Genomic DNA, 14,099 nt, shown 5'->3' on the forward strand with positions numbered 1-14,099 from the left:
GTTACATCCAGACCCCTCCCCCGAACTGAAGCGAGGTTGCCGTGACCGTCACCCCCGAACTCACCGATACTGTCGCGATCGTCCTGGCCGGGGGTCGCGGGACACGCCTGCACGAGCTGACTTCGCGGGACTGCAAGCCGGTGCTGCCCTTCGCACGGTTTCACCGGATAGTGGACTTCACGATGGCGGCACTTGCGCGGTCCGGGGTGCCGCGGGTGATGGTCGGCACGCAGTATCGGCCGGAAAGCCTGACCTCCCATCTGCGCGAGGTGTGGGGCCCGGTCTGGCCCGAGGGCGCGTTGATGCTGCGCGACGGTGTGCAGGCCGGGGCGGGCAGCTATCGCGGCACGGCGGATGTGCTGCGGGCCAATGCCGCCGAGCTGGATGCCCTGGGCACGCGTGAAGTGCTGGTCGTTGCGGCGGACCATGTCTATTCGATGGACTACCGCGGCTTCATCGACGCCCACCGGGAGTCCGGCGCACCGCTGACCTTGGCGGCGATGCCCGTCCTGCGTGAAGATGCAGGCCGTTTCGGCATCGTGACCGAGGGACCGGGCCACCGGATTGCGGGATTTGCAGAGAAGCCCGACCAACCGGCGGCGATCTTTGGCGACCCGCAGCACTCGCTGGCGTCGCTGGGGATCTACGTGGTGGACTGGGCCTGGCTGCGCGACGTGCTGGCGGACCCGAACGTGCTGGACTTTGGCGAGGATGTGATCCCGCTGGCAGTGCACAGCGGCGAAGCGGCTGTCTGGCGCTGGGACGGCTATTGGCGCGACGTCGGCACCCTGGACGGGTTGCGCCAAAGCTGGCTGGACTTCGAGGATGGCCCGCCGCCGTGCCGCAGGCCTTTGGTCCCCGGCATGAAGGTCCGGATGCAGGCGGCAACGCTCCCGCGCGATGCCTTCACCTCCAGCGTCAATCTGGGCGGGCTGCGACTGATGTCGCCGATGGTGGGCAGTGGCAATCCCGACCGTTGGACGGCCCTGGACCGGTCGGTCCTGATGCCGGGTGCCCGCGTCTCGCCGGGGGTGCGGTTGACCAATGTCATCGTGGGGCCGAACACGGTCATTCCACATGGGATGCATATCGGCGATGACCCTGAAGAGGACGGGCGCTGGTTCCGGGTTTCGGGCGACACGACGCTTGTCAGCTCGGCGATGCTTGCGCGCCGGGGCGCGTTGCGGACGCCGGTGTTTTCCCTGTTCCACGGCGGACCGACCCTGCCCCGCAAGGTGCAGGGCGCCCAATGATCCACGATTCCTCGATGACGCCCGCTTTCGATGCAACCAAAGGCCGCCCCGATACGATGGGGGCGGTCTCGGATGGTGAAGGCACCAACTTCGCCCTGTTTTCGGAGAATGCCACCCGGGTCGAGCTGTGCCTTTACGACACCGAGGGCAAGGTCGAGGTGGCGCGGCTGGACCTGCCCGCCATGCATGGCGGGATCTGGTTCGGCTATCTGCCGGGCGTCGGGCCGGGACAGGTCTATGGCTACCGGGTCCACGGACCCTGGGCGCCTGAGGAAGGGCATCGGTTCAATCCGGCGAAACTGCTTCTTGACCCCTACGCGCGAGAACTGCGCGGCGAGCTGACCTGGGACCCGGCCGTCTTCGGGCACAATGGCGATGATCTGACGCGGGACGACCGCGACTCGGCCCCTTTCGTGCCGAAGGCTGTGGTGGCGGACCCCGCGTTCGACTGGAACGCCGATGAGGCGCTGCGCCACCGCTGGGAAGAGACGCTGATCTGGGAGGTGCATCCGAAGGGTGCCACGATGCGCCATCCGGAGGTGCCGGAGAACGATCGCGGGTCGCTTTGCGGTCTGGCCTCGGACCCGATGATCAAACATCTGCAGCGGATCGGCGTGACGGCGGTGGAGCTTTTGCCGATGCACGGCTTCCTGCATGACCAGTTCCTGCTGGACAAGGGGCTGAAGAATTATTGGGGATACAACACCTTGTCCTTCTTCGCCCCGCACCGGGCCTATCTGAAGACGGGCCGCGCGAACGAGGTGAGACAGGTTGTGCAGAAGCTGCACAAGGCGGGGATCGAGGTGATCCTGGACGTGGTCTACAACCACACGGCGGAGGGCTCGGAGCTGGGGCCGACGCTGTCGTTCCGGGGGATCGACAATGCTTCGTACTACCTTCTGGCCGAGGACAAGCGGCACTGTTTCGACACGACCGGCTGCGGCAATACGCTGAACGTGGCGCATCCGATGGTGCTGCGGATGGTGATCGATTCCCTGCGCTACTGGGTGCAGGTGATGCATGTGGACGGCTTCCGCTTCGACCTGGCGTCGACCCTGGGGCGCGAGGCAAAGGGGTTCGAGCGCGAGGGGTCGTTCTTCGCGGCAATCCGGCAGGACCCGGTGCTGGCGCAGGTCAAGCTGATCGCCGAGCCCTGGGACATCGGCGAGGGCGGGTATCAGGTCGGCGGCTTCCCGTTCCCGTTCCGCGAATGGAACGACAAGGCGCGCGACGACATGCGGGCTTTCTGGCGCCGCGATCCGGGGATGAAGGGCGATCTGGCGCAGCGTTTGCTGGGGTCTCCGATCCAGTTCGACCATTCGCAGCGTCCGGCGACGTCGTCGATCAACTTCCTCGCGGCGCATGACGGTTTCACCCTGCGCGATGTGGTCAGCTACGACGGCAAGCACAATGAGGCCAACGGCGAAGACAATCGCGACGGCCACGACCATAACCTGAGCCACAACCTTGGCGCCGAGGGGCAGACAAATGATCCCGGCATCCTTGAGGCGCGGCACCGCCGGTCGAAGGCGATGCTGGCGACGGTCATGCTGTCGCAGGGCGTGCCGATGATCCTGGCGGGGGACGAGTTCGGGCAAAGCCAGGGCGGCAACAACAACACCTACGCGCAGGACAGCGAGATTTCCTGGCTGCACTGGGAAGCCGCCGACGCGCGGTTGGTCGATGCGGTGGCGACGCTGATGGCGTTCCGCAAGAAGGTCTCGTTGGGGGATGCACGCTTTGCCCGCGCCGTCGGGGAAGGCGATGGCCCCGCGATCAGCTGGCATCACGCCTCGGGCGAGATGGGTGACGGTGACTGGGATCAAGAGGGGCCGCTTGGGCTGCGTTATCACCGGACAGAGGCGGATCTTCTGATCGTGCTGAACGCTGGACACGATGCGACCTTCATCTTGCCGGACGGGTCGTGGCGGCGCCAGCTGGATACCGCGCACGATCCCATCGTGGCCGACAGGGTGGAGACGGGCGAAGTCCAGGTCGGGTGGCAGACCGTGTCGGTTTGGGAAGAGGTCGCCGGTTAGACCGGAACCCGCGCGAGGAGCCGGGCGTTGGGATTGGTAACGCAGTCTTCCAACGGAGAACGGTAATGGCTCTCGTCAGCGACCACGACAACACGCAAAATCCGCCTAACATCCAGCCCATCCCGGCCGAACGGGTCTGGGAAATGCTGAAGGCGATCGACATCGCCATGCTTGTCACGCGCAGCGCCGAAGGCCTGCGTGGACGGCCGATGTCGACAATCCCCACGCCGGAAAAAGGTGTGATCTACATCCTTACCGAAAGCGACAGCTCTGCCGCGCGGGACATCCGCGTCGATGGCTCGGTCTTCCTTGGGTATCAGGGCCGGGGCGACCATGTTGCGCTGATCGGGCAGGCGATGGTCGATCCGGACAAGGGCCTGGTCAAGGACCTGTGGAATCCGGGCGCCGAGATTTTCTGGCCGCGCGGCCCCGAGGCGCATGATGTCGTGGCGCTGGTGATCGATCCGGGCCACGCCGATGTCTGGGACGGACCGGGCATCCTGCGCGGGATCGCCGAGATCGTCGTGGGCGCCGTAAAGGGCAAGTCTCCCGACGTTGGCTCCCGCGGCGAGGTCGAGCTATAACCTAGGCAGCCACGACGGCCTGTTTGTCGAAGGCTTGGGCAAAGAGCTCTTCCATGCTGGCGACAGCGAAATCCGCCGCGCCCTTTCCGGGCGGGGCGGGTTTCGTTTCAGAGGGATCGGCCCACAGGGCTAGACCGACCTTCACGCCCGGCAGCCGCCGCCGTAGCAGGCGGATCTGCAGATCGACAGCCGCCCGGTGGGCAGAGTCCAGCGACACCACCAGGATGGTTTCCGGGGTGAAATCGCCAAGCAGCCGCGGAAGCGAGGCGCGAGGCGGCAGATTGACCGCAGAGGCCCCTTCAGCCCGCAGCGCCTGGGCGATCATCCGGGCCGCCGCCTCGTCCAGACGGGTCAGCGCACCCATCACCGCGATGTTGCGACCAAGACCGTCCAGAACGCCATTCGAGACCAGGGACAGCGGCGGTTCGCCGTCGGTCTTGGTTTCCGGAGCTTCGACCGCAAGCGCCAGTTCTTCCTCGATCACCGATTCCAGTTCCTCGGTCAGGGTCCAGGCGGCATTGGCGATGCGCTGGGTCTGGAAGTCCGACAGAAGGCCGGCGGAATGGTCGGCCTGCGCGAGCGCCAAAGCCGGGATCGCCGTCTTGTCATAATAGTCGGCGAGGTAATGCTTCGAGGTCGAGGTGGTGGCGGCGTCGGTGAACTCGAAAATGCGACCAGCGAGAAGACGGTCGTAAAGCCGCGCGGAATCGGCCAGCACGGGCTTGTCGCCGAACATGATCGGAAAAAGCCGCAGGCTGGGAACGTGGTGACCGATCACCACCATGCAGACGGTCAGGGGCGTGGCGATGATCAGCCCCATCGGCCCCCAGAGCCAGGTCCAGAACATCGCCGAGACGATCACGGCCAGCGGCGAGACGCCGGTGCGGTGGCCGTAGAACCAGGGTTCGATGATGTTCGAGGTGACGAATTCGACCACCAGGAACAGCGCGCCGGTCCAGAGGACCAGCGACCAGTCCGGAGAGACGGCGAAGGCCATCAGCAAGGGCAGGATCGCCGAGATCGCCGAGCCGATGTAGGGCACAAAGCGCAGGACAAGGGTGACCAGGCCGAAGAACAGCGCGTTCGGCACCCCGATGATCCACAGGCCAAGGCCGATCGGAATGGCGTAGATGACGTTCACGACAAGCTGCGCCAGAAGATAGGTCGACACGCGGCCCCCCGCCTCGGCCAGAAGGCGCGAGGTGGCAAGGATGTTGGACCCCCCGATCAGCTGCACGAGACGGTCCCGCAGGGTCGCGCGTTCCAGGAGGGCGAAGATGACGACTACGAAGATCAGGCCGAAGATGCCCACGGGGGCAAGCGCAGGAAGGATGACGTCGGTCAGCCACTCGCGAACACCCGGCTGGTCGACGACCTCGACCTTCATGGTCGGATCCGAGGTAGAGGGGTCAGCGGCGATCCGGTCCGAGATCCGTTCGACCAGGCCCTGCAGGTGCGCGATGACCCGACTGTCCGCCCCGGCAGAAAGCAGCGTATCGACCTTGGTCAGAACGTTGCCCTGATACTTTGGCAGGTTCATGCCGATCTGGCTGAGCTGGTAGGCCAGGACCAGGACGAAAGCGGCCACCAGCGCGCCGGCCGACAGAACGGTGAGGATCACGGCGGCAGTATCACGGAGGCCCCAGCGGCGCAGATAGTTGACCACGGGCGTCAGGATGAAGGCAAAGAGCATCCCCAGAGCCAAGGGCAGAAACAGGTCCTGGGCGACGTACAGGATGGCGCAGACCGCAATGATGGTGGCCAACGTGGTCAGCGACACGATCGAATTGCCGGTTTCGGTCCAGAGATCGGGGCGATCCTGTCTGGTCATCGCGGTGTCATCGGTCTTTGCCATTCTGTCCCTCGTATGAACCGCGGGAAGCAACGTTCAAGCAGTATGGTGGTTCCCTGCCGGCCGGCGTCGCAGTTGGAACCGCTTCGGGAACTTCACGGGCGTTTGGGCGTTGCGGCTTTGTATCGGGTGAGGAGATTGGAGATGGCGTCAGTGACGAGCGGGCAGCAGGTTATTCTGATCAATGACGCGGTTCTGAATCTGCCGCGCGAAACCTTGGCGCTGGACGCGGACGCGGTGATCTTCGTGGCCGGACGGTCGCTGGTCCAAATGACCCTCGCCGAGCTTGCACTGCCCGGCGCGCAGATGATCTGGACCGATTTCCGCCAAAGCGCGTCGCTGAGCGCGTTGAACGCAACGTTGCAGGCGGCTGGTGGCGTCGACCGGCTGATCCTTGCGGCCGATGGCGCAGAAAGCGAGGCCGTGTTTTCGCTGATGTGCGCCGTGCTGACTTTCCGCCCTGCCTTGCGTCGTCGTCGCGATGCGCGGATCGACCTGATCCTGGAAGACGGCCAGGCCGTGGGCTCGATGGTCGAGTTTCTCAAGCGGATCGGTGGGACGCTGGACCTGGACGGAATCTCGACAGAGCTGCGGATCTGCGACCGGAGGCCCGTTCAAGCCGTGGCCTGAAACGGTTGAGTGAGAGCGCGAGCCAATCCCATCCCGATGCCCGGTGTCACCTCGCACACCGATTGGCAGCATCCTTGCCCACGAGAGACAAGCTTGAACTTCCCTAGAGCGACAAAAAAAGGGCTGCGAGGTCATCGCAGCCCAGTATGGGAAGGCGGCAGGGAAGGACCGCTTCCTCAGGGGTCGGTGGTCACCTGGTCATCATTCCGCGCACGAGCGAGATGACGAACAGGATGATGAAGATCACGAACAGGATCTGAGCGATCCCGGCCGAAGTGCCAGCGATGCCGCCGAAGCCAAGGACGCCGGCGATGATCGCGATGATCAGGAAAGTAACAGCCCAACCTAGCATGGGTTTTCTCCTTGCATTTCAAAGCGCCCTTGGGGGGGCATAACGTCGTATCGGCGAAGGAACACCCGACCGGCGGGATCGGTTCCCTTGTCCAAGCAAGAATTCCGGAACGCGCGAAATGCGCCACATAGGTTGGGGTCCGCTTGCGCGGAAAACCTTGGGCAACGCCTACGGGAACCGGATCGGCCATTTGGGACTTGTATCCCCACATTGGCCGCGCGGCGACGCAGCGGCGGCCCAAAGCTTCCAATACGGATTTCAGGAGAATTGCGATGAACGCGAGTGACAAGGACACCTCGAACCGGAACCAGATGCAGTCCGGATCGAACGGGGATCTCGGCACCAAGGTGCAGGACGCCGGCATGGCCGCGATGCGCGCGGCCGAAGGTGCGGCCGGAACCGCGAAGGCCAAGATGGACGACATGGGCGATGCGGTGCGTGACACGGCAACGTCCCTGAAAGACTCGGCATCCGACGCGATGGACGAAGGCCGTTCGCGCATCGGCGGGATCATGGGCAAGGCCCAGGACATGGCGCAGGACACCAAGGAGGCGATCGTCTCCGGTGCCGGCTCGACCCTGTCGGCGGTCAAGGATGTTGCGGTCGAGAAGGCCGACATGGCACGCGAAAGCCTGTCGGATGTCGGTCAGCGGCTGGCGGCAACGCTGGAACGCGCCTCCGAGGACGGCGACAGCGATGCGCTGAAATCGCGGGTGCTGACTTCGGTCGCCCACGGACTGACCTCGGCTTCTGACGCGCTGCGCCAGCGGTCGGTCTCCGAGCTGACGGCTGATGTGAAGACGCTGGCCAAGCGCCATCCGGGGGCTTTCATGGCCGCCGCGGCAGTGGTCGGCTTTGCCGCGGCGCGGTTCATCCGGTCGTCGAGCAAGCGCCATCTGGCCGAGCGTGACAACGATTACGGCCAGGGACCGCGGGTCTGATGCGCGGCGCTGACCATGAAACGGAGGGCATGCGGACGCTGCTCTCCGAGGTGATCGGTGGCATGGGGCGCCTCGTTCGGGGCGAACTGATGCTGGCCAAGGCCGAAGCGACCGAGGGCGTCAAGGCTGCCGTCGGTGGCCTGATCAAGATGGTCGTCGCGGCGATCATCGCTTTGGTCGGCCTGAACGTACTGGCCGGGGCGGCGGTTGCCGCCCTGGCGGCGACGGGGCTTGGCCCGGCCTGGGCGGCGGTGATCGTCGGTATCGCCTTGTGCGTACTGGCCGTCATCCTTGCACTGGCGGGAAAGTCGGCCCTGCGGCTTCGCGGCGTGATGCCCGACCGGGCGATGCGCGGTCTTCGGCGTGACGCACAAGCGGTGCAAGCCGGTCTGAACGAGACGGGAGCAACACATGTCTGAACAAAAGATGCACGAGATCGAACAGTCGCTGGAACGCGAACGTCAGGCTCTGGCGGAAACGCTGGTGGCGCTTCGCCATCGGCTAAGCCCGTCGACCCTGATCGCCGAGGGCAAGGAGGCGCTGATGTCGCACGCCTCGCCCCTGGTGTCGCGGGTGGATGGCGCGGTGCGTTCGCATCCGATGGCTGCGGCAGCGGCGGGCGTCGCTTTGGCGGCGCTGATCTTCGGGCGCCGGGCGCTGAGCGACAACCACTCGCCCGTGGTGGTGCCGGTCACGCCGGGCACGCGGTTTGAGGCGCTAACCCGGTGGGAAGGCGAAGGCGGGCCGCCAGCGGACGATCCGGTCGACCCCGAAGAAGACTGGCTGAAGCATGCACGCGGGTTGCGCTACAGCGCCAAGCAGATGCTGCGGCAGATTGACGATGCTGCGCGGCGGGGGCTTGCCCCGGCAGCGCAACTTGCCAAGCACCGGGCGGAAGTGGTGTCGGCCCTTGCGGTCGAGACGCGCGACGCCTTGGGCAGGGGCCTGGAAACCATGACCGGGGTAGCCCGCGAACAGGCGCTTCAGGCACGCGAGCGGATCTATCTGGGCCGGATTGCTGTCGCCGAGAAGGGCCGCCAGCAGGTCGAGGAGCATCCTCTGCTGACCGGTGCGGTGCTTGCCGCCGCGGGCGCCGGGCTGGCCTTCCTGTTCCCGCCGACCGAGACCGAAGACCGGTTGATGGGCGAGGCGCGCGACGCTTTGCTGGACGAGGCGTTCACCGCCGCGAAGACCGAGGCGATGCGGGCCAGCGAACTGGCGCAGACCCTTGGCTCGGCGCTGAAGAGTGACGTGCAACACGCCGCGTCGATGTTCACGCCGGCGGACCAGCGGACAGTGGTTCGGCACCACTGAACCATGATTGAAATGAATGAACCGGCCCCGATGCGGGCCGGTTCTTCATTGCGGTCGACTGCGTCGCGGGAAGACAAGGTCGACCGCGGCGCGACCGCCCTCCAGCCGGATGGTGACCGTTCCCGACAACTGCGCCGCGAACTGCTTGAGCATCCTTTGGGGCAATGAAACCAGGCCTTGCGTCAGGTGGGGTTGCAACTCGGCGACTTCGGGTCCCCGCACGCAGAGATGGATGGCGCCATCGGTCTCGCTTAGCGTGACCGAGACCTCGTCCTGCCCCAACCCCCCGCGCGAGAAGTAGCAGCCGACCGCCTCGGCCAAGGCGAGCGCCAGAGGCACGGCGGCCTCGGCATCGATCCGGACAGGTTGCAGCTGCTTGGTGGCCACGCCCAGCGCGACACCGTGGATTTCCTTCAACCGCTTGATGACATTGGACAGAATGACGTCCACCGACACGTCGCGCTGCCCCGACAGGGTGTACAGGCTGGTATGGGTGGACGACAGCGCGATGACCCGGTTGATCAGGCCGTCCAGCACCGAGCGCAGCTTCTGGTCCGACGCCTCGCGCCGATACATCCGCATGATCGAGGCGATGATCTGCAGGCTGTTGCCACTGCGGTGGGTGACTTCGCGGATCAGAAGATCCTTGTCGACGACCAGGTTCTGCAGTTCCGCCTCTTCCTGCTCGATGGTGCGGATCATGCCTTCATAGGCGGCATGCAGGCGCTGGATCTCGGCCGGGGAGTCCGCCATGTCGGGAATGCGCAGCCGTTGGCGGAAGGAGACGTAGTCGGTCATGGACCGCGACAGCGCGCGAACGTGGCGGACGACAAGGCGATTGGAGGCAAAGGCGGCGGCGACCAGGGCGGCGACCCAGGTCAGCACCGGCATCAGATAGGGGACGGCGACGTTGGTCCAGAAGCTGGCGCTGTCCGGCCGCCAGACCGAAACGACGTAGAGGTCGCGCGCGACCGAAACCACCGAGAGAATATTGCGCCCGTCCGGTCCTTCGACGAAGCGGGCAGAGTCCGCCGTGGTAAGATCGGCAATGGACCGGCCATCGGGTATCGCCGCTTCCAGCGGCACCTCGGGGTCCGAGGACACCAGCACCTTGCCCTCGGCCGTCAAGGTCGCAAGGTAGGACGGACTCCACATCGCGATGCTGTCGGAGTACGCGCCGGGCGCAACCGCATTATAGGCCAGAGATATCGCGACAAAGCCGGACAGGCTGCCGTCGCCGCCAAAGACCGGATGCCGGACCATCACGATTGCCTGCTGGGAAAGCTCTCCGTTGGGCTCATAGCCAAGGCCGGGGGCGGGGACCTTCATGACAGCTTGAAAGCGGGGATCCTGGGACAGGTCGTAAACCTTGCCATTCGACGAACAGGTCAGAAGGCCGCTGGTCGGGACGTAGGCGACCACGGTGGCCTGGGCGATCTCGCGCTTGATGGCCGACACCTGTTCCATGCAGGAGGGGCCGCCGGTGAAGGGTCGGGACAGGACCGTCGCCAGCACCCGCGCCGATACCTGCGCTTCCTTTATGACCTCGACCTGATCGCGCACGGCCTGGAGGGCGGCGCCACCAATGCCCTTGAGCGTCGAGGCATCCACCTGTTCCAAAGCCTCACGCGTCTGGACGACCGACAGCACCCCAAGCGGCATCAGCGCGAGAATGATGGTAGAGCCAAGGCGGACGCCTAGGCTGCTGAAGGACAGAAGCGCTTTGATTCTGCGGATCAAAATCCAGCTGCAGCCGAGCGCATCACGACTGCCTGGGTTGCACCGTCGGTTCCGGCAAACATGTCCTCTCCGTCTTCCAGATGTAGCATCTCTGCCAGACGCTTCCTTGCGCGACTAGCACGACTTTTCACCGTGCCGATCGCGACGCCCATCATCTCGGCAGCTTCTTCGCAGGAAAAGCCCGACGCGCCCACCAGAATAAGGACTTCGCGGTGTTCCGGGCTAAGCTTGTCGAAGGCGCGCTGGAATTCCTGCATCGCCATATGTCCGTCGTGGGCAGGCTTGACGGACAGGGTCGCGGCATGGATGCCATCGCTGTCCTGCACCTCGCGGCGGCTTTTGCGTAGCGATGAATAGAAGGTGTTGCGCAGAATCGTGAAAAGCCACGCGTCAAGGTTCGTGGCGGGGTCAAATTTTTCAATGTTGGACCAGGCTTTCAGGATCGTGTCCTGCACCAGGTCGTCTGCAAAGGTCGCATCGCGCGCCAGACTGATGGCGAAAGCGCGCAGTTTCGGAATAGCCCCAGCAAGCCGATCCCTAGGATCCGCGTGGGTCGTCCGTATGGTTGCGGTCATTCTGTCCCGCCCTTGTCCACGCCCTTGATCTTCAGTTGCTCGAGAAGATCGCGGAACCGATCCGGCAGTTCCTCGTTCAATGTGGCCGTGTAGACCCGCCGCAGGTTCTCATCGATCTGCGTCCGGATAGCCTGCTTTTTTGGCACATCCTCGTCCTTTTCCTTCTTCATGACGTTCCATTCCCAGATTCTGCGCCACCAACGCGCCTAAGCGTTCCAGGTTCCAAAATAGCACGGACTCTGAGAAATTTCTCGCGGTGACGGGAACTGAACGTCGAGTGGCGCGTTTGGTTCCCGAAGAATTATGCAAAACTGGGAGAGACATTGATGTTCGCACAGGAAGCGGTTGATCATTCCGCAACGGTGGCCCGTCACCTTCCCTATCTGCGCCGCTATGCACGTGCGTTGACGGGGAACCAGTCCAGCGGTGACAAGTATGCCATCGCAGTCCTGGAATCGATCATCGCGGATCCGACGCTGATGGGCTCACATGCAGAGCCCAAGGTTGCTCTCTTCTCGGTCTTCCATTCGATCTGGTCCACCGCGGGCGCGCCCGTGGCGGACGCCGAGGATCTGCTGGCCGGTGCAGCGCAGGCGCACATGGCTGGGCTGACCCTGAACTCGCGCGAGGCGTTGCTGCTGAACACCGTCGAGGCCTTCGACCATGACGAGGTCGCGGCGATCATGGGGATCGACTCGGACGAGGCGAGACATCTCATCGACGTCGCCGTGCAGGAGATGGAGCGGTCCGTGCGCGGTGCAGTTCTGGTGATCGAGGACGAGGCCATCATCGCGATGGACATCGTGGCGATCGTCGAGGCGATGGGACACCGGGTCACGTCCAATGCACGGACCCATGCCGAGGCCGTGGACATGGCTGCGGCCGAAAAGCCCGACCTCATTCTGGCTGACATCCAGCTGGCCGACAATTCTTCGGGCATCGATGCGGTCAACGAGATCCTGGGTCAGTTCGGCAATATCCCGGTGATCTTCATCACCGCCTTCCCGGAACGCCTGTTGACTGGCGAACGGCCCGAGCCGGCTTTCCTGATCAACAAGCCCTACACCGAAGAGCAGGTCCGCTCGGCGGTCAGTCAGGCGATGTTCTTCTCGTCGACGGCGACATTGCGGGCCTAGGGGCCTGTGGGAACCACAGGGCCTGCGGCGGGGTTGAACCGGGGAAGCATTCCCCGGAGCGACGTGCCGCAGCCCGCCCGACGACCCCACCCATCGCCACCCCAGGTCGAAATCCTCGTCACCGCGGCCGAGGCCTATCCGACGCTGGAGCGGGCCTTTCTGGACGCCCGTCACGAGATCGTGGCGGGCTTTCGGGTCTTTGACCTGAAGACGCGGTTGCGGTCACCCGAGGGCATGGCGGTAGGTGCCACCTGGTTTGACCTTATCATCCATACCTTGCGGCGCGGGATCGAGGTGCGGATCGTGCTGTCGGACTTCGATCCGGTGGCACGACCGCGTCTCCACCGGGCCACGTGGCGCACCGTGCGGATGTTCTGGGCAGCGGCCGAAATGGCCGGGCCGGGTGCAAAGCTGACCGTCATTCCATCCATGCATTCGGCAGTGGCAGGGCTTTGGCCGCGGCTGCTGTTCTGGCCCGTGGTGGCCTCGCGGCTGGGGCGGGTGGCCGGCTGGTTGAGGCGCCAAGTGGTGTCGCACCGCTTGCGTGCGCTGCGCGAGATGCCGGGTGTGCAGCGGATGCTGGTGGCAAAGGACGAGATTCCGCGCCCCCGGCTGTTTCAGATCCCGCCGCTGTATCCCGCGACGCATCACCAGAAGCTGGCGGTCTTTGACGGCAAACGACTTTACATCGGCGGCCTCGATCTGGACGAGCGGTTCTACGACACGCCCGAACATCGCCAACCGGGCAACGAGACCTGGCATGACGTGCAGCTGATGCTGGAAGGTCCCGTGGCGGACGATGCCCGGACACATCTTCTGAATTTTCTGGACATCATCCTTGGTCGGCATCCGCCCGGTGAGCCGGCCCCGGAGCATGCCGGGGTCCGCTTTGTCCGAACCCTGTCTCGAAGACGGGGGCGCGGTGCGTGGCGGTTCATCTCGCCCGAGCCGGTCGTTTCGGAAATCGAAGCGGCCCAACGGTCCGCGATCAGCGCGGCGCAAGGGTTGATCTATGTCGAGACGCAGTATTTCCGTGATCGGCGCCTTGCAAGGTTGCTGGCCGAGGAGGCACGAGAAAAGCCCGGGTTGCGGATGATCCTCATCCTGCCCGCCGCGCCCGACGACGTGGCCTTCGAAGGTTCGACCGGGCTGGACGCGCGGTTGGGCGAGTTTCTCCAGGCAAAGTGCCTGCGCATCCTGCGGCGGGGTTTTGGTCGGCGACTTTTCGTGGGCGGCGCCGCCCAGCCACGGCGGACGCAGGCAAAAGGCCGGGCGCAATTGCGGGGTGCGCCATTGGTCTACATCCATGCCAAGGTCAGCCTCTTCGACGACACCACCGCCATCGTGTCTTCCGCCAATCTGAACGGCAGATCGCTGCGCTGGGATACCGAGGCCGGTGTCGTGCTGACCGATCCCGGTCCGGTGATCCGGCTGCGCAAACGGCTGATGACGCACTGGCTGCCGGTTGGTGCAGCAGCGGACTACTTCGATCCCGACCGCGCTGTGGCCGCTTGGTGGGCTTTGGCGTCGCGCAACGCAAAGTTGCCACCGGACAAGCGGCGCGGGTTCCTTTTGCCCTATGACCTGAAATCGGCCGAGGACTTTGGCCGGGCCTTTCCACTGGTCCCCGACGAGATGGTCTGATGCGCGGTTTTTTGCCAAGCGTCGGGGGTTGGGGAACTC

General features: G+C 64.8%; 14 protein-coding genes. 9 read left to right on the top strand and 5 right to left on the bottom strand.

Annotation, left to right across the window (positions count from 1 at the left end):
- The first annotated feature begins 41 nt into the window (after positions 1–41).
- The 3 genes from Q0C42_RS03930 to Q0C42_RS03940 all read left to right on the top strand — a co-directional run bounded on the left by Q0C42_RS03930 (position 42) and on the right by Q0C42_RS03940 (position 3,876).
- Positions 42–1,253, top strand: a complete 1,212-nt coding sequence (locus Q0C42_RS03930) for a glucose-1-phosphate adenylyltransferase family protein (protein WP_295072246.1) — start codon at positions 42–44, stop codon at positions 1,251–1,253.
- A complete protein-coding gene (gene glgX, locus Q0C42_RS03935) occupies positions 1,250–3,292 on the top strand; it encodes a glycogen debranching protein GlgX (RefSeq protein ID WP_295072250.1) in 2,043 nt (680 codons plus the stop codon). The genes Q0C42_RS03930 and glgX overlap by 4 nt, the downstream gene beginning before the upstream one ends.
- A 65-nt stretch (positions 3,293–3,357) precedes the next feature.
- Positions 3,358–3,876: a pyridoxamine 5'-phosphate oxidase family protein gene (locus Q0C42_RS03940; RefSeq protein WP_295072252.1), complete on the top strand. Its 519-nt coding sequence runs from the start codon at positions 3,358–3,360 to the stop codon at positions 3,874–3,876.
- 1 nt (position 3,877) lies between these two features.
- On the opposite strand, the gene Q0C42_RS03945 is transcribed toward Q0C42_RS03940, so the two are convergent.
- Positions 3,878–5,731, bottom strand: coding sequence for an AI-2E family transporter (locus Q0C42_RS03945; protein ID WP_295072255.1), 1,854 nt, complete (start codon positions 5,729–5,731; stop codon positions 3,878–3,880).
- A gap of 141 nt (positions 5,732–5,872) precedes the next feature.
- On the opposite strand from Q0C42_RS03945, the gene Q0C42_RS03950 reads away from it, so the two are divergent.
- Positions 5,873–6,358, top strand: coding sequence for a hypothetical protein (locus Q0C42_RS03950; RefSeq protein ID WP_295072258.1), 486 nt, complete (start codon positions 5,873–5,875; stop codon positions 6,356–6,358).
- Positions 6,359–6,548: 190 nt separating this feature from the next.
- On the opposite strand, the gene Q0C42_RS03955 is transcribed toward Q0C42_RS03950, so the two are convergent.
- Complete coding sequence (locus Q0C42_RS03955; protein ID WP_295072261.1) at positions 6,549–6,710, bottom strand: DUF1328 domain-containing protein; 162 nt, start codon at positions 6,708–6,710, stop codon at positions 6,549–6,551.
- A 272-nt stretch (positions 6,711–6,982) separates the two neighbouring features.
- Here Q0C42_RS03955 and Q0C42_RS03960 point away from each other — a divergent pair, with 272 nt between their 5' ends.
- From Q0C42_RS03960 to Q0C42_RS03970, 3 genes are read left to right on the top strand one after another with little or no spacing between them, the layout of a single operon-like run.
- Entirely contained in the window at positions 6,983–7,651 is a 669-nt protein-coding gene (locus Q0C42_RS03960; protein ID WP_295072264.1) for a hypothetical protein, read from the top strand.
- The gene (locus tag Q0C42_RS03965; protein WP_295072266.1) at positions 7,651–8,070 is read left to right on the top strand and encodes a phage holin family protein; all 420 of its coding nucleotides are present in this window, start codon (positions 7,651–7,653) and stop codon (positions 8,068–8,070) included. The genes Q0C42_RS03960 and Q0C42_RS03965 overlap by 1 nt, the downstream gene beginning before the upstream one ends.
- On the top strand, positions 8,063–8,965 hold the full coding sequence (locus tag Q0C42_RS03970; RefSeq protein WP_295072269.1) for a DUF3618 domain-containing protein: 903 nt from the start codon (positions 8,063–8,065) through the stop codon (positions 8,963–8,965). The genes Q0C42_RS03965 and Q0C42_RS03970 overlap by 8 nt, the downstream gene beginning before the upstream one ends.
- 45 nt (positions 8,966–9,010) lie before the next feature.
- On the opposite strand, the gene Q0C42_RS03975 is transcribed toward Q0C42_RS03970, so the two are convergent.
- The 3 genes from Q0C42_RS03975 to Q0C42_RS03985 are packed head-to-tail and all read right to left on the bottom strand — an operon-like array spanning position 9,011 to position 11,450.
- Complete coding sequence (locus tag Q0C42_RS03975) at positions 9,011–10,705, bottom strand: histidine kinase dimerization/phosphoacceptor domain -containing protein (RefSeq protein ID WP_295072272.1); 1,695 nt, start codon at positions 10,703–10,705, stop codon at positions 9,011–9,013.
- The gene (locus Q0C42_RS03980) at positions 10,702–11,280 is read right to left on the bottom strand and encodes an RNA polymerase sigma factor (protein ID WP_295072275.1); all 579 of its coding nucleotides are present in this window, start codon (positions 11,278–11,280) and stop codon (positions 10,702–10,704) included. The genes Q0C42_RS03975 and Q0C42_RS03980 overlap by 4 nt, the downstream gene beginning before the upstream one ends.
- Complete coding sequence (locus tag Q0C42_RS03985; protein WP_295072277.1) at positions 11,277–11,450, bottom strand: NepR family anti-sigma factor; 174 nt, start codon at positions 11,448–11,450, stop codon at positions 11,277–11,279. The genes Q0C42_RS03980 and Q0C42_RS03985 overlap by 4 nt, the downstream gene beginning before the upstream one ends.
- A 156-nt stretch (positions 11,451–11,606) precedes the next feature.
- Between Q0C42_RS03985 and Q0C42_RS03990 the strand changes: the two genes are divergently transcribed.
- Together Q0C42_RS03990 and Q0C42_RS03995 are read left to right on the top strand one after the other, a co-directional pair.
- Positions 11,607–12,416, top strand: a complete 810-nt coding sequence (locus Q0C42_RS03990; RefSeq protein WP_295072279.1) for a response regulator — start codon at positions 11,607–11,609, stop codon at positions 12,414–12,416.
- Positions 12,417–12,479: 63 nt separating this feature from the next.
- Positions 12,480–14,060, top strand: a complete 1,581-nt coding sequence (locus Q0C42_RS03995) for a phospholipase D-like domain-containing protein (protein ID WP_295072281.1) — start codon at positions 12,480–12,482, stop codon at positions 14,058–14,060.
- The last annotated feature ends 39 nt before the right edge of the window (positions 14,061–14,099 follow it).

This window comes from Tabrizicola sp., from assembly GCF_022842145.1.
In the GTDB taxonomy this organism is placed as follows: Bacteria; Pseudomonadota; Alphaproteobacteria; order Rhodobacterales; family Rhodobacteraceae; genus Tabrizicola.